A 19,935-nucleotide genomic window follows, 5' to 3' on the forward strand; every position below is an offset into this window, starting at 1 on the left:
AATGCGTTCCTGCGCGAATGCGCCTTACATAGTTTGAATGCGCGCGATCATCTCTGCGCCGAATTGCAGATACGCCTGCGCGCCACGCGATGCGGGGTCGAAGACGACGCCGGGCATGCCGTAACTCGGCGCCTCGGCGAGCCGCACATTGCGCGGAATGATCGCGTTGAAAACTTTATCGCCGAAGTGCTGCTTGAGCTGCTCCGACACTTGTTGTTGCAGCGTGATGCGCGGATCGAACATCACGCGCAGCAAGCCGATGACCTTCAGGTCGCGATTCAGATTCGCGTGCACCTGCTTGATCGTATTGACGAGATCCGAGAGCCCTTCGAGCGCGAAGTACTCGCACTGCATCGGAATGATCACGCCGTGCGCAGCACACAGGCCGTTGAGCGTGAGGAGCGAGAGCGTCGGCGGGCAATCGATGAGAACGAAGTCGTAGGCATCGTCCACTTTCTCGAGGGCCTGTTTGAGTCGCGTGTCGCGATTCTCGAGCGAGACGAGTTCCACGTCGGCACCCGCGAGTTCGCGGTTGGCGGGCAGCACGTCGTAGTTGCCCGTCTCCGAACGTTGACGGCTCACCGTCACGTCGGTGCCATCGACCAGCACTTCATAGACGCTCGTCTCGAGCGCGGCTTTGTCGATGCCGCTGCCCATGGTCGCGTTGCCCTGCGGATCCAGGTCGACCAATAGGACACGCTGTCCGTGCGACGCCAGACCGGCGGCGAGGTTCACCGTGGTGGTCGTCTTGCCGACGCCGCCCTTCTGATTGGCCACGCAGAAAATTTTCGCCATGCCGATGTAGTCCTCCGAATGCTGCCTTGTTCAAGCGCGATTAATGCTGATGCATCGGGTGATAGCTCGCGGTGCCGCAACGTCAGTCCGTCGCCACGCGCGATGGCTTCGCCATGCTGCCAACCCGATGTATCCGATGATTTCGATTACCTGAGCAATGCTCAGTTATTGCCGATGCTGGCTTTCTGCGGCGTCAACACGAGCTTGTCGGTGTCGTAGCCTTGCTTGCGCAACTGCGCGCGCATTTGATTCAACGTGTTCTCGTCGATGGTCGGGGTGCGCGAAAGGATCCACAGGTACTCGCGGCCCGGCTCTCCGACGGCGGCATATTGATAGTCGCCGTCGAGCACGATAACCCAGTAGTTCGCCCAAAGCCAGGGAATCCAGCGCAACCAGTCCGGCGCAAACGTCACCTTGAAACGCGCGGTGCCTGTGCCCTGCCCATCGGTGCGCGCGAGGCCGGCGTCGCTGACCCAGGTGCCGTCGTCCTTGCGGCATTTATTCGTCACTTCGATCTTGCCGTCCGGGCGCGCCACGTACTCGGCGCTCACGTCCGACACACATTTTCGCTCGAAGAAATTCGGGTAGCGTGCTATTTCGTACCAAGTGCCGACATATCGCGATTTGTCGATGGCACCGACCGGGCGCACACGCGTGGTCAGCGATTCCTGCCCGGTTTGTGCCCAAGCGACAGCGGCGAGCAGCGAAAAACCAACGATGGCGACACCAATCCAGCGGGTAATACGGGTCATGCCGCCACCTTCACGCGAAGCAAATGACGCTCGGCGTCGAGGAATGGCACTTGCAGCGGCAAGCGTTCGACCAGCGCGTAACCCGGCGGCAAGGCCAGTTCGCTCTCGGCGGCGACGCCCTTCATCGCCCAGAAACTGCCGTCGGCAGCGAGCAATTTATGCCCCAGCGTCACGAAGTCCATCAGCTCGGCAAAGGCACGTGAAACAATCGCGTCGAACGGCGCCGGCACCTCTTTGCCCACCACCAGCGACTCCACGCGGCCGGTGACGACCGTGAGATTGGTCAGCTTGAAGGTCGCACGCGCCTGCGTAAGGAACGCCGTCTTCTTGTGAACGATGTCGTTGACGGTGACTTGCCAGTCCGGGCGCACGATGGCCAGCACCACGCCCGGCAACCCGCCGCCTGAACCCACGTCAAGCACACGTGAAATTGGCTCACGATCGAGACGCGGCAGGATTGAGAGGGAGTCGAGCAGATGCTTGACGACCATCTGACGCGGATCGCGAATCGAGGTCATCTGAAGCGCGGCATTCCACTTAGCAAGCAGCGCCTGAAAGTCGAGCAGCCGTGCCTGCTGTTCGGCACTGATCGACAGCCCAAGCTGTGCAATGCCGTCGGCCAATAGCGTCGCCAGTTCGTTGCCGCCTTGGGTGGCGGGAGTACGCGAAACTGTCATGTCGTCTCCGGTCAGGCGGCGTGCTGGTCGCCGTCATCGGCAGCCGCACTCGTTTCGCCCGACGCACGACGGCGCCCCAGCCCTTTCTTCAGATGGATCATCAGCAACGAGATCGCTGCCGGTGTCACGCCAGAGATACGCGACGCCTGCCCCAGTGTTTCGGGCCGCTGCGCGTTGAGCTTCTGGCGCACTTCAATCGACAGACCGCGCACGTCGTTGTAATCGATGCTCGCCGGCAGCACGGTGTTCTCGTTGGCTTCCTTGCGCACGATTTCGTCGGCCTGACGGTCGATATAGCCCTGATACTTCATCGCGATCTCAATCTGCTCGCGAATCTGCCCGGCTTGCAGCGCGTCGTCGGACAGCGCGACTTCCGGTGCCAACCGGCCGCCCTGCACTGCCATCAGCGCGTCGTAACTCACTTCCGGGCGACGCAGCAGATCGGCCAGCGAGTATTCGTGATCGATGGCTTTGCCGAGCAACGGCACGGCATCTTCCGCCGGGAACGTCTTGGGATTCACCCACGTCGTCTTGAGTCGTTCTGTTTCACGTGAAACAGCGTCGCGCTTGCGGCAAAAAGCTTCCCAACGGATATCGTCGACCACACCGAGTTCGCGGCCGATCTCCGTCAAGCGCATGTCGGCATTGTCTTCACGCAGCGACAAACGGTACTCGGCCCGGCTGGTGAACATGCGATACGGCTCGGACACACCGCGCGTGATCAGATCGTCGACGAGTACGCCGAGATACGCCTGATCGCGTCGCGGGCACCACGCCTCACGGCCTTGCACCTGAAGTGCCGCGTTCATCCCCGCGAGCAACCCTTGGGCGGCCGCTTCCTCGTAACCCGTCGTCCCATTGATCTGACCGGCGAAGAACAGACCCGAAATCACACGCGTCTCGAGCGAGCTACGCAGACCGCGCGGATCGAAGTAGTCGTACTCGATGGCATAGCCCGGGCGCAGGATGTACGCGTTCTCCATGCCCTTCATCGAGCGAACGAGCTCGAGCTGAACATCGAACGGCAGGCTCGTGGAGATGCCATTCGGATAAAACTCGTTGGTCGTCAGCCCTTCCGGCTCCAGATAGATCTGGTGCGACGACTTATCGGCAAAGCGGTGAATCTTGTCTTCGATCGACGGACAGTAGCGCGGCCCTACCCCTTCGATAACGCCCGTGTACATCGGGGAACGGTCGAGGCCGCTACGGATGATGTCGTGCGTGCGCTCGTTGGTATGCGTCACCCAGCACGGCACTTGGCGCGGATGCTGATCGGCACTGCCCAGGAACGAGAAAACCGGCACCGGATCGAGGTCACCGGGCTGCTCTTCGAGCACCGAGAAGTCGATCGAACGGCCATCGATACGCGGCGGCGTACCCGTTTTCAAGCGGCCTTGCGGGAGTTTCAACTCTTTCAGGCGAGCCGACAGACTGACGGCAGCCGGATCACCGGCACGGCCGCCGACGTAGTTATTCAGTCCGACGTGGATCTTGCCGTCGAGGAACGTGCCAGCGGTCAGCACCACGGCACGGGCGCGGAAGCGCAACCCCACCTGAGTGATCGCACCGACAACGCGCTCGCCTTCGACCATCAGGTCTTCAACGGCTTGCTGGAACAGCCAAAGATTCGGTTGGTTCTCGAGCCGATGGCGGATCGCCTGCTTGTACAGAATGCGGTCTGCCTGAGCGCGTGTGGCACGCACGGCCGGGCCTTTGGACGAGTTCAGGATGCGGAACTGGATGCCGCTCTCGTCGGTAGCCGCGGCCATCGCGCCGCCAAGCGCATCGACTTCTTTGACGAGATGGCCTTTGCCGATGCCCCCAATCGAGGGGTTGCAGCTCATCTGACCGAGCGTCTCGATGTTGTGGGTAAGCAAAAGGGTCTTACAGCCCATGCGGGCCGAGGCGAGCGCAGCCTCAGTGCCGGCATGGCCGCCACCCACCACGATCACATCGAACTCGGTTGGATAAAGCATCGCAATATTGCCGTGCGCGGCAAACTCTCTGGATTCGGTAATTGCGGAATTATAGCGGTATTGCGATGCATCATTTGTAACCACTCGATGTTTCACGTGGAACGTGAGTGGAAAACGACGGATTGCGGGATGGTTTCACGTGAAACAGTCGGGGGAATTGGCGCTGGCGCTGCTGGTATTGAGGGATCGGATTGGCCGCAAGCGAATCGTTGTGAGCGCAACCGGATAGCAGATACCGCGCCCCACCCTATCGACCATCTGCCGTGGAACGCATCGGGCGAATGATGTTTCACGTGAAACCTGCATCGAATCTGATAAATGCCCCAGCTCGTTGCCCCCCTCCGATCGCACGCTCAACTCGATAACTGCCCTACCCCTCGTTTCACGTGAAACATCGCAGCGCGCAGGAGAGCATCCAACCGAAAAATGGCTAACGTGAAACCAACCGTCGGTTTCACGTGAAACATAGCAACCCGTTACGGCCTGGTGGAAATCGCGAACCCATTCTTCAGCACCCGATTCTCAGATGGAAGCGAGCGGATAACTCATGCCATCCACCGATCGAAATTGCTCCGGACTCATCCTCCAGTCCCTGCCCGTTTCACGTGAAACAAAAGGCACTGGCTCTCACCGAGATCGCACCCCGCCACTCCCACGTAACCACTCCGCGAAATTCTCAAAATCGAACGTCGCGCTCGCACTATCTGCCCCAACCCGGCGTTCCAACAAAAACCGAGAATCCGCACTTAGTGGCAGACACACAGCACAACCACTGGACACAAACCCAGCTTCCGCTTCCAAGAAAAAATTATCCTGCCCCTCATCCACCGCGACGCGACAGATCAAACACAAATAGCGTTGCTTCCGAAAGTTCGTGCACTGGATGCAACCACAGGTCTCGCTCCCGACGCGAGTCACACGCCTGAGACCGCACGCCCGCCACCACTGGATACAAACACAGCGCCCGGCGTTCCACGTGAAACCCAGACCCCATACAAGTCCCGCACATATCCGCCCCGAAATACGTCCGACTCCCCCTTCTGCCGAACATCGAAAATCAACCGCATCTTTTCAAAAGCAGCCTTGCTAACTCGACGCATTCCAACGAACCAATGTCCCGCCGAAGTCCGCTTATCCACACATCACGATTCCCCTCGCAATCCTCGAATAAGAAATTGCTTTTCTGTGGATAACCTCGTCGCGCGAATTCACTCGAAAATCGTAAAAATCTCGGAACCCCTTATTGCGGCGGTGCGCCATAGATTTGCGCGGTGCAGAACTATCCACAAGCAACTGTGAATAAGTGAGTTCGCATTGACGTGGATAAGTGACCTTGCGGACCACATCAAAAATAGGGCCGGATCATCTGCGCGACAATCGACGCCCCCTATCCAACACCGCATTTCAACGCCGCGACGCGCCATAAAAAAACCCGCCGGGTGGCGGGTTTCTTCTTCAACGTTGGCGGCAGTGCCGCGCTCGCTACGAATATCAGGCGGCCTTCTTTGCCAGCCCGAGATACGTCTCGATCACCTTCGGGTTCGTTGCCAACTCCTGTGCCGGGCCTTCCAGCGCCAGCTCACCGGTCTCGATCACGTAGGCGTAGTCGGCCACCTGCAAGGCCGCACGGGCGTTCTGCTCGATCAGCAGCGTCGCCACGCCCGTCTTACGCAAGTCGTTGATGATGTGGAAGATTTCCTTCACGATCAACGGCGCCAAGCCCAGGCTAGGCTCGTCGAGCATCAGCAATTGCGGCTTCGCCATCAGCGCACGGCCCACGGCCAGCATCTGACGCTCACCGCCCGACAGCGTGCCAGCCTGCTGCGTACGGCGCTCCTTCAGACGCGGGAACAGGGCGTAGACCACTTCCATCTGATCGAGGAAGTTCTTCTCTCCGGCGCGCTTGCGACGGTACGCGCCGAGCAGCAGGTTGTCTTCGACCGTCATCGTCGAGAACAACTCGCGCTTCTCCGGCACCAGACACATCCCACGCGACACCCGCGCCTCGATCGTCAGCGCTGACATCTCTTGACCGAGATACGCCACGCTGCCGCGGCTCGAACCGTTCTGCGGCAGCGCGCCCATGATCGCGTTGAGCATGCTCGACTTGCCGGCCCCGTTCGGACCGATCACCGTGACGATCTGCCCCGCTTCCACGCGAAGATGCGCACCGTGCAACGCCTCGACCTTGCCGTAGGCTACCGCCAGGTCCTTGACCTCCAGAATCGCCTCTGCCATCACTCCACTCCTCCGAGGTAAGCCTCGAGCACCGCCGGGTTCTTCTGCACGTTTTCGGGCAGCCCCTCGGCGATTTTGGTGCCGAACTCCATCACCACCAGGTGATCGGTCAGGTTCATCACGAAGTCCATGTCGTGCTCGACGAGCAGCACGCTCATGCCTTCATCCTTGAGCTTGCGCAGCAAATCGCCCAGCGCCTGCTTCTCTTTGTAGCGCAAGCCAGCGGCCGGCTCATCGAGCAGCAGCAGCGTCGGATCGCACGCCAATGCGCGGGCGATTTCCAGAATGCGCTGCTGGCCCAGTGCCAGACTGCCCGCTTCGTCGTACATGTGTGCGCCGAGGCCCACACGTTCGATCTGCTTCGCGGCTTCGTGCAGCAGCATGGCTTCTTCGTGACGGTCCAAACGCAGCACGCTGGCCCACACACCGCCCTGCGGACGACGGCGCAGGCCGTTCTTGTCGCGTAGATACGCACCGATGGCCACGTTCTCCAGCACGCTCATATGCGGCATTAAGCGCACGTGCTGGAAAGTGCGGCCGATGCCGCGCTTGACGATTTCACGTGACGGCAGACGGTCGATACGCTCGCCGAGGAACGAAATTTCGCCGCGCGTCGCTTGCAACACGCCAGTGACCAAGTTGAACGTGGTCGACTTACCGGCGCCGTTCGGGCCGATCAGGCCGACGATTTCACCCGCTTTCACTTCGAACGACACGTCGTTGACCGCCACCAGCCCGCCGAACTCCTTGCGCGCTTTCTCCAGCTTGAGCACCACTTCGCCCACCGCCGGCTTGGGGCGATGACCCAATGCGTCGGCTTGTTCCGGCGCTTTGGCAACACGGCGCGCCGGGAAGATCTTCGCGAAGAACGGCCACACGCCGTCGCGAGCGTATTGCAGCAACAGCACCAGCAGCACGCCGAAGACGATGGTTTCGAAGTTACCGTTGGCACCGAGCAGCACCGGCAGAATGTTCTGCAAGTAGTCCTTGAGCACCGTGAGGATCGCGGCCCCCAGCACTGCGCCCCAAACGTGCGAGACGCCCCCCACCACCGCCATGAACAGGTATTCGATACCGTGGTTCAGGTTGAACGGCGTCGGGTTCACGGCACGCTGCAAGTGCGCGTACAGCCAGCCCGAAATCGCGGCGAGCACGGCGGCGTAGACGAACACCACCACCTTCATCCACGCCGTGTTCACGCCCATGGCTTCGGCCATCACGCCGCCGCCCTTAAGCGCGCGAATGGCACGGCCCTGACGCGAATCGAGCAGGTTCTTGATCGACACCACCGACAGCACCACGACGATCCAGATCAGATAGAACATCTGACGCCCGCTCGCCAACTCCAAGCCGAACAGGTTGATGGTCGGAATGTCGTTCAGGCCGTCGTACTTGCCGAGGAACTCGAGGTTGCCGAACAGGTAGTACAGCGCAAGGCCCCAAGCGATCGTGCCGAGCGGCAGAAAGTGCCCCGACAGACGCATGGTGATCGCACCGATCACGAGCGCCGCAGCGGCCGTGATGACGATACCGACCACCAGACCGAGCCACGGCGACGCACCGTACGCGGTCGTCAGATAGGCCGTCGCGTAGGCGCCCAGACCGACGAACGCGGCCTGCCCGAACGACGTCATACCGGCCACGCCCGTGAGCAAGACCAAACCGATGGCCACAATGCTGTAAAGGCCGATGTAGTTCAGCAGCGTCACCCAGTATTCAGGCAGACGTACCGGCGCGGGCAAGACTGGCAACACGGCCAGCAATGCCAGAAAAATCAGGAAGTATTTGTTTTTCATTCTTTGGTCCGCCCCGGCTTATTCCTCGTCTTCTTCCACATGCTTGCTTGTGAGCGACAGCCACAGCAGCACCGGAAGGATCAGCGTGAAGACGATGACCTCTTTGTACGCACTCGCCCAGAACGACGAATACGACTCAAGCAGGCCCACGAGAATGGCGCCGAGCGCCGCGACCGGATAGCTCACCAGACCGCCGATAATCGCGCCCACGAAGCCCTTCAGACCGATCAGGAAGCCCGACTCGTAATAGATGGTCGTAATCGGTGCGATCAGAATGCCGCACAGCACGCCGAGTACGGCCGCCAGCGTGAACGCCAGACGCCCGGCCTGCACCGTGCCGATACCCACCAGGCGTGCGCCCAGACGGTTCACCGCGGTGGCGCGCAGCGCCTTGCCCGAGAGCGAACGGTCGAAGTAGAAGTACAGCGCGAGAATCATCACGACCGACACGCCGAGCACCCACAGGCTCTGACCCGAGATCATGACCGAGCCGATGTTGAAGCTGGCGTCCGAGAACGGCTGCGTGCGCGAGCCTTCGGCACCGAACATCACCAGACCGAGGCCGGTCAGCGCGAAGTGCACCCCCACCGAGACGATCAGCAGCAAAAGCGTGCTGGCTTCGGCGAGCGGCTGGTAGGCCAGGCGATAGAGCATCGGGCCCATCGGCACGACCAGCAGCAGCGTCAGCGCGATTTGCACGAGCATCGGCAGCGTCATCGGCGTGAGCATCTTCACGACGAAGAAGATGGCGATCGGGAACACCAGATACTTGCCGGCCAGCACTGGCACCAGTCGGCCCGCCAGTTTGCGGCGCTCGCTGTGACGCAACACACCGGCGGTTTCCACGATAAACGTGCACACGCCCATGGCCACGAGCAGCCAGCTGGTCAGCGGGAATTTCTGGGTTTGCAGGGCCGCGAGCGTGAGTGCGCCGTACGACACGAACTCGCCCTGCGGAATAAAGATGACGCGGGTAACGGAGAACACCAACACGAGCGCCAATGCCAGCAAGGCATAAATCGCACCCGTAGTGATGCCGTCCTGCGCCAGGATGGCGGCAATCGAAAGATCCATGCTCCTCTCACTTCGTTTGAGTACTTCTTGAACCGGCTGGCGAGACAGCCGGTGTGATGCACGGCGCGGCGCGCTGCCGCCCCGTTCCCCTTCACTTCGACGCACCCCTCCTGGTCTCCTTGGAGCAGCGCAGCGAATTATGAATTGTATAAACGGTTATGCATTGGTAAAACCCGGGTGACTACTGAGATGGATCCTCTCCGGTCGGCACCCGTCTTTCACAAACTGGTTGCCCAAGCCCCGGGCAACGGTCGATTTCCGAGGCGCACAACCCCGTGCGCCTTGGCCGCCGACCCAATCGCCTCAGTCGGCCGACTTGCGGCGGCGGCGCGGCTTCGCGGGCAGCGACGGTGCTTCGGCCAGCACTTCGGGCGGCAGCGCGTCGCGCACCACATCGAGCAACCGGTAGATTTCGGCGAGCGTGTCGCGCCCGACCTTCTCTTCCAGATACCCGTAGCGCTCCTCGACCAGCGGGCCGAGTTTTTTGCACAGCGCACGGCTCGTGGGCGTGAGCGACACCATCACCCGGCGTTGATCGGAAGAGACACGCTTGCGCAGGATGAGCCCCGAGGCCTCCATGCGCTCGAGCATGCCCGACAGGCTCGGGCTCAGAATGCAGCACTCGCGTGCCACCTGCCCGATCTCCATTTCCCCCGATTCACTGTCGTTCACAGCGCGGATCACGCGCCACTGTTGTTCCGTAATGTCGTATCGATTGAGCAAAGGCCGGAACAGCCCCATCACCGCTTCACGCGTCTGCAACAACACCAGAGATAGATTGCGGTGCTCGAATTCACCCGTCATGGATTTACGCTCGAAAGGATCGCCAGGGCAGCCCCCCGGCTGTGGCGATCAGGTTGGGACAACGCGGCCTCTGATGTGCCGCTCGTTTCGCATGTCCTGCCGACTCTTTGCGAAGCGCGAAACTACCACGCTCAAAAAAAACGGGCGCGAACGCCCGTTCTTCCGCCCTACTGGGCGCTGTTACTGCCGATAACGCAAATGAGAAGCGGAGCATGCCTGCCTACTACTACAGGCTATAGGCAGCTCCGCAGCGCATCAGTTCGCCAATTTCCACTTGCCGTCGACGATTTGCACCATCACGCGCGAGCGTTGATCCAGACCGTTGTGATCGTTCTTGCTCATGTTGAAGATACCGGCGGTGCCCGGCATTTCCTTCACGTTCTCCAGCGCTTCACGCAGGGCGGCGCGGAATTCGGCGGTGCCCGGCTTGGCTTTCTTGAGCGCCATCGGGATGGCCGTTTGCAGCAGCAGGCCGCCGTCCCAGGCGTGACCGCCGAAGGTCGAGATCGAACCGGCGCCGTAGGCCTTCTCGTACGTGGCCTTATAGGCGGCAGCCGACTTCTTCACAGGGTTGTCCGCCGGCAGTTGATCGACCACGAGCAGCGGGCCGGCCGGCAGGAACGTGCCTTCGCAGTCCTTGCCGCAAACACGCAAGAAGTCGTTGTTGGCGACGCCGTGCGTCTGATACAGCTTGCCCTTGTAGCCGCGCTCCTTGAGCGAGCGTTGCGGCAGTGCAGCCGGCGTGCCCGAACCGGCGATCAGCACGGCGTCGGGGTTGGCACCCATGATCTTGAGCGTCTGGCCGGTCACCGACGTGTCGGCGCGGTTGAAGCGCTCGTTGGCGACGATCTTGATCTTGTTCAGGTCGGCGGCCTTCAGGAATTCCTTGTACCAGCCTTCGCCGTACGCATCCGAGAAGCCGATGAACGCAGCGGTCTTCACGCCGTTATCGGCCATGTGCTTGGCGATAGCGGTGGCCATCAGAATGTCGTTCTGCGGCGTCTTGAACGACCACGCGCGCTTGGCATCCATCGGCTCGACGATGGCAGCCCCTGCGGCCATCGAAATCACCGGCGTTTGCGTCTCGGCAGCCACGTCGACCATGGCCAGCGAGTTCGGCGTCACGGTCGAGCCGAGCACGGCGTCGACGTGATCTTCGCTGATGAGCTTGCGCATGTTCTTGACGGCGGTCGTGGTGTCGGTCGCATCGTCGAGCACGATGTACTGCACCGACTGCCCTGCGATCGTCTTCGGCATGAGCGCGATGGTGTTCTTTTCGGGAATGCCCAGCGAAGCCGCCGGACCGGTCGCCGACAGCGACACACCAATCTTCACTTGAGCGTGCGCGACGCCCGCAGCCAGCATCATCGCCGATGCCATGCACAGCAACTTCAGTTTCATTTGGGTCTCCTCACAAAATTTCGAATTCGTTCTTCTTACATTAACCGACCGCTCAGTCGGTGAATTGCCGCCCATCTTACGGGCACCCGCCCCGTCTCGTAAAGTGCGGTTTCCCCAAACTGTGGCAATCGCCACAACGGGTTTTCCCGGCATGTTGCGCTGCGAAGGTGAAAATCTAACGCAGGAAGGCATCGTAACCCGTCTTCAGGATCAATACGCCAACCACACACAGGAACATTCGACGCACGAATCCCACCCCGTGCCGCAGTGCCAAACGACTGCCGATCTGGCTGCCCAGCACGTTCATCACCGCCATGCCCAGACCGAGTTGCCACCACACGTGGCCACCGATGCCGAAGAGCAGCAACGCGGCCAAATTCGTCGCCACGTTGACGATCTTCGAGGACGCCGAGGCATTCACGAAGTCCTGTCCGAACAGCCGCACGAACAAGAAGACGAGAAAGCTGCCGGTGCCCGGCCCGAAGAAACCGTCGTAGAAGCCGATAGCAGCCCCGACGCCCACCGCGGCAAGGGTGACCCCTGTGCCGCCCTTCACAGGCGCATGTACCGTCCCGAAATCCTTCTTGTGCAGGGTGTAGACGGCCACGCCCACGAGCACGAACGGCAGCAGCTTGCGCAGCGCATCGGCGGGCAGGTGCGTGACGGCATAGGCGCCGCCAAACGAGAAGAGGAAAGCCGCGATCGTCGCGGGCAGCAGAATCGCCCAGCGCAGTTCCACACCGCGTGCGAAACGCCATGCGGCCGACGCGGTGCCCCAGACCCCGGCCATCTTGTTGGTACCGAGCAACAGCGGCGGCGCAGCGTTCGGGAAGACGGCAAACAGCGTGGGTACCGAGATGAGGCCACCGCCGCCGACGACGGCGTCGACCAGCCCCGCGAGGAAGGCCCCGCCGGCGAGCATCAGGAGATCGGAGAGTGCCCAGGAGGTCATCATGCTGGCCTCCCGTCATGTGTTGGGGAAGTCAGACTATCGATGACGTAAAGCATGGGGGGATAGGCCGGAAGTAATCGGCGCAAAAGGTGCGAACGGTGTAGCGACGGGGGATACCGCGAGGGATGGCGCCATCGGCCAATGCCGGACAGCGGATTCGACGCGATTGAGAACGCAGCGGAAGTCAGACAGAAGCGCGGGAAAGCCACGAAGAAAGCACGATATCGAAGCGCAATATAAAAAGCGCTGTTGGAGCATTCTCCAACAGCGCTTCCTTTTTGGCGGTGCGCGTTATCGCGCTTATTGTCTCCTCGTTCCTCGCCCCTATATCCTGCTGTGACGCGAACTAGGGGTGAGAATAAAGGAGCACCCAATGCACCACAAGTCAGCATTTACCCCTACGGATGAGAGTTTTTCCGACATTTGTGCGCCGGGGCGGCGAAAGCACGCCCCAACTCGGTGCAAACACCGTCAATGCGCGCTCCCCGGAGACTGCTGCGCCACACCCCGGAAGAACTTGCTGCGCGCGGCCAACTCCCCGACCAGCCCGCGCCGGAACGCCAGCACGCAGATGATGAAGATCGCGCCGATGACGATCGTCACCGACTCGCCGAGCGTCTGGAACCACGTCACGCCCGTGGCCGTCGCCAGCCAGTTGCCGATGTCGCCCAGCTTGTTCTCCAGCACGATGATCACCACGGCACCGACCACCGGTCCAAGCATCGTGCCCAGGCCGCCCACGAGCGTCATCAGAATCACCATGCCCGACATCGTCCAGTGCACGTCGGTGAGCGTCTCGAAGCCCAGCACCACGGTTTTGGTCGACCCGGCGAGCGCGGCCAGCGTGGCCGAGAGCACAAACGCCAGCAGCTTGAAGCGATCGACGTCATACCCGAGCGAGATCGCGCGCGGTTCGTTCTCCTTGATCGCCTTGAGCACCTGACCGAACGGCGAGTGCACCACGCGCATGATGAGCAGGAAGCCCAGCGCGCAGATGGCCAGCACCACGTAGTACAGCGTCAGATCCGAGTCGAGCGGCAGCAGACCGAACAAGCTGCCGCGCGGCACGCCTTGCAGCCCGTCTTCGCCGCCGGTGAACGGGGCTTGCAGACAGAAGAAGTACAGCATCTGCGCGAGCGCCAGCGTAATCATCGCGAAGTAGATGCCCTGACGCCGAATCGCCAGCAACCCGATCACCAGCCCCAGCACCGCGCCCGCCACCATCCCGGCAAGAATGCCGACTTCGGGCGTGAAGCCGAGGTTGCGAATCGCATAGCCTGTCACATAGCCTGCGCTGCCGAAGAACGCGGCGTGCCCGAACGACAGCAAGCCGGTAAAGCCCAGCAGCAGATTGAACGCGCAGGCGAACAGCGCGAAGCACAACACCTTCATCACGAAGACCGGATACGCGCCGGCAAACGGCGCCGCAATCAGCGCCAATAGCAGGAGGGCGTAGAGCACCCGTTGTTGCATACGTTGTTGCATTGCTGTGCCCCTTACTTTTGTTTGCCGAACAGCCCTGCCGGGCGCAGCAGCAGCACGATCACCATGATCACGAACACCACGGTCGCCGAGGCTTCCGGGTAGAACACCTTCGTGAAGCCTTCGATCACACCGAGCATCAGGCCGGTGATGATCGAGCCCATGATCGACCCCATGCCGCCGATCACGACCACCGCAAACACGGTGATGATCATCGACTGACCCATGAGCGGCGAGATCTGAATAACCGGTGCAGCGAGCACGCCCGCGAATGCGGCCAGCCCGACGCCGAAGCCGTACGTCAGCGTGATCATGAGCGGCACGTTCACACCGAACGCTTCAACGAGCTTCGGGTTCTCCGTGCCTGCGCGCAGATACGCACCGAGCTTCGTCTTCTCGATCACGAACCACGTGGTGAAGCACACCACGAGCGAGGCCACGACGACCCAGCCGCGATAGTTCGGCATGAACATAAAGCCGAGATTCGTCGCGCCCGAGAGCGCTTCCGGCGCATCGTACGGCTGCCCCGACACACCGAACATCGAACGGAACACGCCTTCGAGCACGAGCGTGATACCGAACGTGAGCAGCAGTCCGTAGAGGTGATCGAGCTTGTAAATCCAGCGCAGCATCGTGCGCTCGATGATGATGCCGATAATGCCCACGACGATCGGGGCGAGAATCAGCATGACCCAGTAATTGAGGCCGAGATAGTTGCCGCCCATCCAGGCGAGCATGGCACCCAGCATGAACAACGCGCCGTGCGCGAAGTTGATCACGTTGAGCAGACCGAAAATCACCGCCAGGCCAAGACTCAGCATGGCGTAGAACGAGCCATTCACCAGTCCCAGCAGCAGTTGGCTCAACAGCGCCGGCAGGGGGATGCCTAGTAATTCCATCGAAATCGATTCTCTGGGAGAAAGACCGCGACGGGACACACGTCCCGCCGCTTTTTCAGTGCACTGTCACTGTCAGGTGAAGATACGAACCCGGCTTACTTCTTCATCAACGGGCAGGTCGATTCCGCCACGGTGGTGAATGCCTTGTCGCCCGGAATCGTCGCTACCACCTTGTAGTAGTCCCAAGGTTCCTTCGATTCCTTCTTCGACTTCACTTGCATCAGGTACATGTCGTGGACCATCGTGCCGTCCTTGCGGATGTAGCCCTTGCTGTACATGTCGTCGATCTTGATCTTGTGCAGCTCGTCCATCACCTTGTCGGCATCGGTGCTGCCGGCGGCTTGCACGGCCTTCAGGTACGTCATCGTGGCCGAGTAGTCACCTGCTTGCAGGCTCGACGGCATCTTGCGCATCTTGTCGAAGTAGCGCTTGGCGAAGGCGCGCGTCTTGTCGTCCTTGTCCCAGTACCAGCTGTCCGTCAGGTACATGCCTTCGGTGTTGTCCAGACCCAGCGAGTGAATGTCGTTGATGAACACGAGCAGACCGGCGATCTGCATCTTGCCCTTGATACCGAACTCCTTCGCGGCCTTGATGGCGTTGATGGTGTCGCCGCCGGCGTTAGCCAGACCCAGCACTTGCGCGCCCGAGGACTGCGCTTGCAGCAGATACGACGAGAAGTCCGATGCCGAGAGCGGGTGCTTGACTGCGCCCTTGACCGTGCCGCCGTTGGCCTTAACCACGTCGGCCGTCGCCTTTTCCAGCGCGTGACCGAACGCGTAGTCGGCCGTCAGGAAGAACCACGACTTGCCGCCTGCCTTGACCACGGCTGAACCGGTACCGCGGGCGAGCGCGACAGTGTCGTAGGCGTAGTGCACGCCGTACGGCTGGCACTGATCGTTGGTGAGGGCGTCGGAGCCTGCGCCGACGTTGATGTAGACCTTCTTCTTCTCGGCCGAGACCTTATTCATCGCCAGACCGGTACCCGAGTTGGTACCGCCGATGAGCATGTCGACGCCGCCGCGGTCGAACCATTCGCGCGCCTTCGAGGCGGCCACGTCGGCCTTGTTCTGGTGATCGGCCGTGACCAGTTCGATCGGCTTGCCGAGCACCTTGCCGCCGAAGTCGGCGATGGCCATCTTGATGGCTTCTGCCCCGCCCTGCCCGTCGATGTCGGTGTACAGCCCCGACATATCGGTAATGAAACCGATCTTCACCGTGTTGCCATCGGCTTGCGCCTGCGTGGCCATCGTCGCAAAACCAAATGCAGCCGCAACGGCCAACGCCTTCATCCGCATCGTCATCTTCGTCTCCTTCGTGGATTTGTATCGCCTGGGTCCATCGCCCGGAACGGGACGCTCCGGGTAGCTCACCTCATACGCCTAACAATTCGTGCAGCACCGGCATCTTCGTTTCCAGCTCGGGCGCGCCGAAGCGCTCCACGATCTTGCCGTGCTCCATCACATAGAAGCGATCGGCAAGCGGTGCTGCAAAACGGAAATTCTGTTCGACCATCACGATCGTGTAGCCCCGCGCTTTGAGCGTGGTGATCATGCGTGCGAGCGTCTGCACGATGACTGGTGCGAGCCCTTCCGAGATTTCGTCGAGCAGGAGCAAATTGGCCCCCGTGCGCAGAATGCGCGCCACGGCCAGCATCTGTTGCTCGCCGCCGGAAAGACGCGTGCCCTGGCTGTGACGACGCTCTTTCAGATTGGGGAACATGTCGTAGATCTCTTCGATCGACATGCCTTTGCCGCCGTCTTCGCGACGATTGCCGCGCATGCCGATATAAGGCGGCAGCAGCAGGTTTTCTTCGCACGACAGGCTCGAGAAAATGCCGCGCTCCTCGGGGCAGTAGCCCACGCCGTGATGCGCCACCTTATAGGTCGGCAGATGAATCGTTTCTTCGCCAGCGACACGAATCGAGCCTTGCCGCTGACCGGTCAGACCCATGATGGCGCGCAGCGTCGTCGTGCGGCCTGCGCCATTGCGCCCGAGCAGCGTGACGACTTCGCCGCGCCCCACGGTCAGGTCCACACCGTGCAGGATGTGCGATTCGCCGTACCAGGCTTGCAGTCCTTCGACTTCGAGTGCGGGCACATTGCCGCCGCCGTTTCCGTACATAGCCGTCCTCACCCGTGCGCTCCCTGCAATTCGCTGTCCGCAGTGCCCATATAGGCTTCCATCACTTGCGGATTCTTCGAGACTTCGTGATACGGCCCTTCGGCGAGCACTTCACCGCGTTGCAGCACGGTGATCGTGTCGGAGATGCCTGCAACCACGTTCATGTTGTGCTCGACCATCAGAATCGTGCGGCCGACCGACACCTTCTTGATGAGCGCCGTCACGCGATCGACGTCTTCGTGACCCATGCCTTGCGTGGGTTCGTCGAGCAGCATTAGTTCGGGCTCCATAGCAAGTGTGGTGGCGATTTCCAACGCGCGCTTGCGGCCGTACGGCAGCTCGACGGTGAGGGTGTGAGCGAATTCGGTGAGCCCGACTTCGGCGAGCAGTTCCATGGCGCGTGCGTCGAGTTGGCTGAGCGACGCGCTGCTGCGCCAGAAGTGGAACGCGGTGCCGAGGTTGCGTTGCAGGCCGATGCGCACGTTCTCCAGCACCGAGAGATGCGGGAACACGGCAGAGATCTGGAACGAGCGGATGATGCCGCGGCGTGCGATCTGTGCGGGCGCTTCGCGGGTGATGTCTTCACCGTTGAACGTGATGGTGCCGGCACTCGGCACGAGGAATTTGGTGAGCAGGTTGAAGCAGGTGGTCTTGCCCGCGCCATTCGGCCCGATGAGTGCGTGAATGGTGCCGCGCGCAACGCGCAGGTCGACCCCGTTCACGGCGGTGAAGCCACGGAACTCTTTGGTGAGTCCGCGGGTTTCGAGAATGTAATCGTTGTTCGCCATGTCTCCTGCCACATTCCTGGTTGGCGGTGTGAGGCGATCGATTAGCCCCGGCACCATCGTCTGTGACAACCGCGAGGCACTTAGGTGACGCTGTCGTTTGCGTTGCCCGGTGAATCTCTCGCGTCCCTTGCGTCGCGCCGAATTCTTGGTTCGGTCGCACATAGGGAAACGTTATTGTGGGCGGATTGCTGCAACGCGATCATTGGGATTTGCACTAGGCTTCGCATCGCTTGAAACGCGCATGTTCGCAAGCGTTTCAGACCCATCGGTAACAACGCGCGCGCACCGCTTCCGGCCTTATGGAATAAGGCTTTTGCGGCACACGCAAATACGCGTGCGATAGCTTTTTTCGATGAGTGCGCGCCAACGTGCGCACACAACATTAGGTATTACTACGTAAGTTTTAGCGGTGAGTCTGGAAATCCGGAAAAGCAGAAAGCGCGCGGGCATGCCTCGGCGAAGGCACACTCGGCGCGCTGATCACAACACATCTCTCGAATTCCAATCGAAGTTTTGTGCCGTTACCGACCTTTACCGCCCTGCTTTTCGCGCCGCGCGAATCATGTCGCTCGCGCGCTCGGCAATCATGATCGTCGGGGAGTTGGTGTTGCCCGACGTGATCACCGGCATGACCGACGCATCGACCACCCGCAAGTTCTGCACACCCCGCACGCGCAATTGCGCATCGACCACGGCGCTGCGATCGTCTGCGCGCCCCATGCGGCAGGTACCTACCGGATGGAAGATCGTCGTGCCGATGTCGCCCGCGGCACGCTTCAAATCTTCATCGGTTTGATAAGACGGCCCTGGTAAATATTCGCGTGGTTCGTAACGCGCAAATGCCGGTGCGCCCACAATGCGGCGCGTGAGTTTGATCGCCTCCGCCGCGACCGCCAAATCCGCTTCCGTCGATAAGTAGTGCGGCGCAATCGCGGGCGCTTCGCGCACATCGGGTGACGTCAAATGCACATTGCCGCGCGACGTCGGCCGCAAGTTGCAAACCGATGCCGTGAACGCGTTGAACTTGTGCAACGGCTCGCCAAATCGATCGAGCGACAACGGTTGCACGTGATATTCCAAATCGGGGCGCGCAACATCATCGCGACTCTTCGCAAACGCACCGAGTTGCGACGGTGCCATGCTCATCGGTCCACGCTGCGCAAACGCGTACTGCATGCCGATCTTGAGCTTGCCCCACAAACTGTTCGCCGTGAGATTCAACGTCGTCACACCGCGCAGCTTGTACACCGTGCGCAGTTGCAAATGGTCCTGCAAGTTCTCGCCCACGCCGGGCAAATCGGACACGACATCGATGCCAAAACCACGCAGCCGCTCGCCATCGCCAATGCCCGACACTTCGAGCAGATGCGGAGAGTTCACCGCGCCCGCTGCGAGGATGACTTCAGCACGCGCGAGCGCCGTGTAGTCGTCGTTACCGCCGCGATACGACACGCCGGTGCACCGCGTGCCCTCGAACAACAGCTTGTTCACGCTCGCGCCGGTAATCACCGTCAGATTCGGGCGCTCGCTGGCCGGTCGCAGGAAACCCTTCGCAGCACTCCAGCGCACACCGCGCCGCTGATTCACTTCGAAGTAGCCAATACCGAAGTTATCGCCGCGATTGAAATCGTCCGTTTTCGGAATGCCGATTTGCTCGGCGGCATCGGCGAACGAATCGAGCACGCGCCACGACAAGCGCTGCTTTTCCACGCGCCATTCGCCACCGCTGCCGTGAAACTCGGAGCCGCCCTTGTAGTGATCTTCGCTGCGCTTGAACAGCGGCAGCACGTTGTCCCAGCGCCAGCCGTCGTCACCGGTCGCATCGGCCCACACGTCGTAATCTTCGCGTTGGCCGCGCATGTAAATCATGCCGTTGATCGATGAACTGCCGCCCAGCACACGCCCACGCGGATACGCGAGCGAACGCCCATTGAGCCCGGCTTCGGCCTGCGTGCGATAGAGCCAATCGGTGCGCGGATTTCCGATGCAATAGAGATATCCGACAGGAATGTGAATCCAGTGATAGTCGTCTTTGCCGCCGGCCTCGAGCAGCAGCACATTGACATCGCGGTCTTGCGTCAGTCGATTGGCCAGCACACACCCGGCCGAACCTGCCCCCACGATCACGTAATCGAAGGTCTCTTCCTTAGCTGCCTGCTTGCTCATTCCCGCCAGTCTCC

Annotated in this window: 16 protein-coding genes; all 16 read right to left on the reverse strand. The window is 61.1% G+C overall.

Annotated features, from left to right (window positions below):
• Positions 1–24: 24 nt before the first annotated feature.
• On the reverse strand, positions 25–795 hold the full coding sequence (locus tag PPN31114_RS10165) for a ParA family protein (protein ID WP_150679408.1): 771 nt from the start codon (positions 793–795) through the stop codon (positions 25–27).
• 161 nt (positions 796–956) lie between these two features.
• On the reverse strand, positions 957–1,547 hold the full coding sequence (locus PPN31114_RS10170; RefSeq protein ID WP_150679409.1) for a lipocalin family protein: 591 nt from the start codon (positions 1,545–1,547) through the stop codon (positions 957–959).
• Complete coding sequence (gene rsmG / locus PPN31114_RS10175; RefSeq protein WP_150679410.1) at positions 1,544–2,224, reverse strand: 16S rRNA (guanine(527)-N(7))-methyltransferase RsmG; 681 nt, start codon at positions 2,222–2,224, stop codon at positions 1,544–1,546. The genes PPN31114_RS10170 and rsmG overlap by 4 nt, the downstream gene beginning before the upstream one ends.
• Positions 2,225–2,235: 11 nt before the next feature.
• Entirely contained in the window at positions 2,236–4,200 is a 1,965-nt protein-coding gene (gene mnmG / locus PPN31114_RS10180; RefSeq protein WP_150679411.1) for a tRNA uridine-5-carboxymethylaminomethyl(34) synthesis enzyme MnmG, read from the reverse strand.
• 1,491 nt (positions 4,201–5,691) lie between these two features.
• Positions 5,692–6,438: an ABC transporter ATP-binding protein gene (locus PPN31114_RS10185; protein WP_150679412.1), complete on the reverse strand. Its 747-nt coding sequence runs from the start codon at positions 6,436–6,438 to the stop codon at positions 5,692–5,694.
• A complete protein-coding gene (locus PPN31114_RS10190) occupies positions 6,438–8,234 on the reverse strand; it encodes a branched-chain amino acid ABC transporter ATP-binding protein/permease (RefSeq protein WP_150679413.1) in 1,797 nt (598 codons plus the stop codon). Before PPN31114_RS10190 ends, PPN31114_RS10185 begins: the two co-directional genes overlap by 1 nt.
• 18 nt (positions 8,235–8,252) lie before the next feature.
• A complete protein-coding gene (locus PPN31114_RS10195; protein ID WP_150679414.1) occupies positions 8,253–9,308 on the reverse strand; it encodes a branched-chain amino acid ABC transporter permease in 1,056 nt (351 codons plus the stop codon).
• Positions 9,309–9,611: 303 nt separating this feature from the next.
• Positions 9,612–10,112, reverse strand: a complete 501-nt coding sequence (gene hpaR, locus PPN31114_RS10200; RefSeq protein WP_150679415.1) for a homoprotocatechuate degradation operon regulator HpaR — start codon at positions 10,110–10,112, stop codon at positions 9,612–9,614.
• A gap of 255 nt (positions 10,113–10,367) precedes the next feature.
• Positions 10,368–11,513: an ABC transporter substrate-binding protein gene (locus tag PPN31114_RS10205; protein ID WP_150679416.1), complete on the reverse strand. Its 1,146-nt coding sequence runs from the start codon at positions 11,511–11,513 to the stop codon at positions 10,368–10,370.
• A gap of 175 nt (positions 11,514–11,688) precedes the next feature.
• Positions 11,689–12,468, reverse strand: a complete 780-nt coding sequence (locus tag PPN31114_RS10210; protein ID WP_150679417.1) for a sulfite exporter TauE/SafE family protein — start codon at positions 12,466–12,468, stop codon at positions 11,689–11,691.
• Between the two features lie 468 nt (positions 12,469–12,936).
• Positions 12,937–13,950: a branched-chain amino acid ABC transporter permease gene (locus PPN31114_RS10215; RefSeq protein ID WP_150679418.1), complete on the reverse strand. Its 1,014-nt coding sequence runs from the start codon at positions 13,948–13,950 to the stop codon at positions 12,937–12,939.
• 11 nt (positions 13,951–13,961) lie between these two features.
• Entirely contained in the window at positions 13,962–14,846 is an 885-nt protein-coding gene (locus tag PPN31114_RS10220; protein WP_150679419.1) for a branched-chain amino acid ABC transporter permease, read from the reverse strand.
• Between the two features lie 95 nt (positions 14,847–14,941).
• Positions 14,942–16,141, reverse strand: coding sequence for an ABC transporter substrate-binding protein (locus tag PPN31114_RS10225; protein WP_370865876.1), 1,200 nt, complete (start codon positions 16,139–16,141; stop codon positions 14,942–14,944).
• Between the two features lie 76 nt (positions 16,142–16,217).
• Positions 16,218–16,967: an ABC transporter ATP-binding protein gene (locus PPN31114_RS10230; RefSeq protein ID WP_150679421.1), complete on the reverse strand. Its 750-nt coding sequence runs from the start codon at positions 16,965–16,967 to the stop codon at positions 16,218–16,220.
• Positions 16,968–16,975: 8 nt separating this feature from the next.
• Complete coding sequence (locus tag PPN31114_RS10235; RefSeq protein WP_150679422.1) at positions 16,976–17,755, reverse strand: ABC transporter ATP-binding protein; 780 nt, start codon at positions 17,753–17,755, stop codon at positions 16,976–16,978.
• Positions 17,756–18,286: 531 nt separating this feature from the next.
• Positions 18,287–19,921 (reverse strand): GMC family oxidoreductase, encoded by a 1,635-nt coding sequence (locus PPN31114_RS10240; protein WP_150679423.1) that lies wholly within the window; start codon positions 19,919–19,921, stop codon positions 18,287–18,289.
• Positions 19,922–19,935 lie beyond the last annotated feature (14 nt).

The organism is Pandoraea pneumonica (assembly GCF_902459645.1).
Lineage (GTDB): Bacteria > Pseudomonadota > Gammaproteobacteria > Burkholderiales > Burkholderiaceae > Pandoraea > Pandoraea pneumonica.

What these genes read in the sequence shown, in the direction of transcription:
- PPN31114_RS10215 (WP_150679418.1), bottom strand. Translation starts at nt 13,950, where the DNA reads ATGCAACAACGTATGCAACAACGGGTGCTCTACGCCCTCCTGCTATTG.
- PPN31114_RS10165 (WP_150679408.1), bottom strand. Translation starts at nt 795, where the DNA reads ATGGCGAAAATTTTCTGCGTGGCCAATCAGAAGGGCGGCGTCGGCAAG.
- PPN31114_RS10235 (WP_150679422.1), bottom strand. Translation starts at nt 17,755, where the DNA reads ATGGCGAACAACGATTACATTCTCGAAACCCGCGGACTCACCAAAGAG.
- PPN31114_RS10205 (WP_150679416.1), bottom strand. Translation starts at nt 11,513, where the DNA reads ATGAAACTGAAGTTGCTGTGCATGGCATCGGCGATGATGCTGGCTGCG.
- PPN31114_RS10210 (WP_150679417.1), bottom strand. Translation starts at nt 12,468, where the DNA reads ATGATGACCTCCTGGGCACTCTCCGATCTCCTGATGCTCGCCGGCGGG.
- PPN31114_RS10230 (WP_150679421.1), bottom strand. Translation starts at nt 16,967, where the DNA reads ATGTACGGAAACGGCGGCGGCAATGTGCCCGCACTCGAAGTCGAAGGA.
- hpaR (WP_150679415.1), bottom strand. Translation starts at nt 10,112, where the DNA reads ATGACGGGTGAATTCGAGCACCGCAATCTATCTCTGGTGTTGTTGCAG.
- PPN31114_RS10220 (WP_150679419.1), bottom strand. Translation starts at nt 14,846, where the DNA reads ATGGAATTACTAGGCATCCCCCTGCCGGCGCTGTTGAGCCAACTGCTG.
- mnmG (WP_150679411.1), bottom strand. Translation starts at nt 4,200, where the DNA reads ATGCTTTATCCAACCGAGTTCGATGTGATCGTGGTGGGTGGCGGCCAT.
- PPN31114_RS10195 (WP_150679414.1), bottom strand. Translation starts at nt 9,308, where the DNA reads ATGGATCTTTCGATTGCCGCCATCCTGGCGCAGGACGGCATCACTACG.
- PPN31114_RS10185 (WP_150679412.1), bottom strand. Translation starts at nt 6,438, where the DNA reads ATGGCAGAGGCGATTCTGGAGGTCAAGGACCTGGCGGTAGCCTACGGC.
- PPN31114_RS10190 (WP_150679413.1), bottom strand. Translation starts at nt 8,234, where the DNA reads ATGAAAAACAAATACTTCCTGATTTTTCTGGCATTGCTGGCCGTGTTG.
- rsmG (WP_150679410.1), bottom strand. Translation starts at nt 2,224, where the DNA reads ATGACAGTTTCGCGTACTCCCGCCACCCAAGGCGGCAACGAACTGGCG.
- PPN31114_RS10225 (WP_370865876.1), bottom strand. Translation starts at nt 16,141, where the DNA reads ATGCGGATGAAGGCGTTGGCCGTTGCGGCTGCATTTGGTTTTGCGACG.
- PPN31114_RS10240 (WP_150679423.1), bottom strand. Translation starts at nt 19,921, where the DNA reads ATGAGCAAGCAGGCAGCTAAGGAAGAGACCTTCGATTACGTGATCGTG.
- PPN31114_RS10170 (WP_150679409.1), bottom strand. Translation starts at nt 1,547, where the DNA reads ATGACCCGTATTACCCGCTGGATTGGTGTCGCCATCGTTGGTTTTTCG.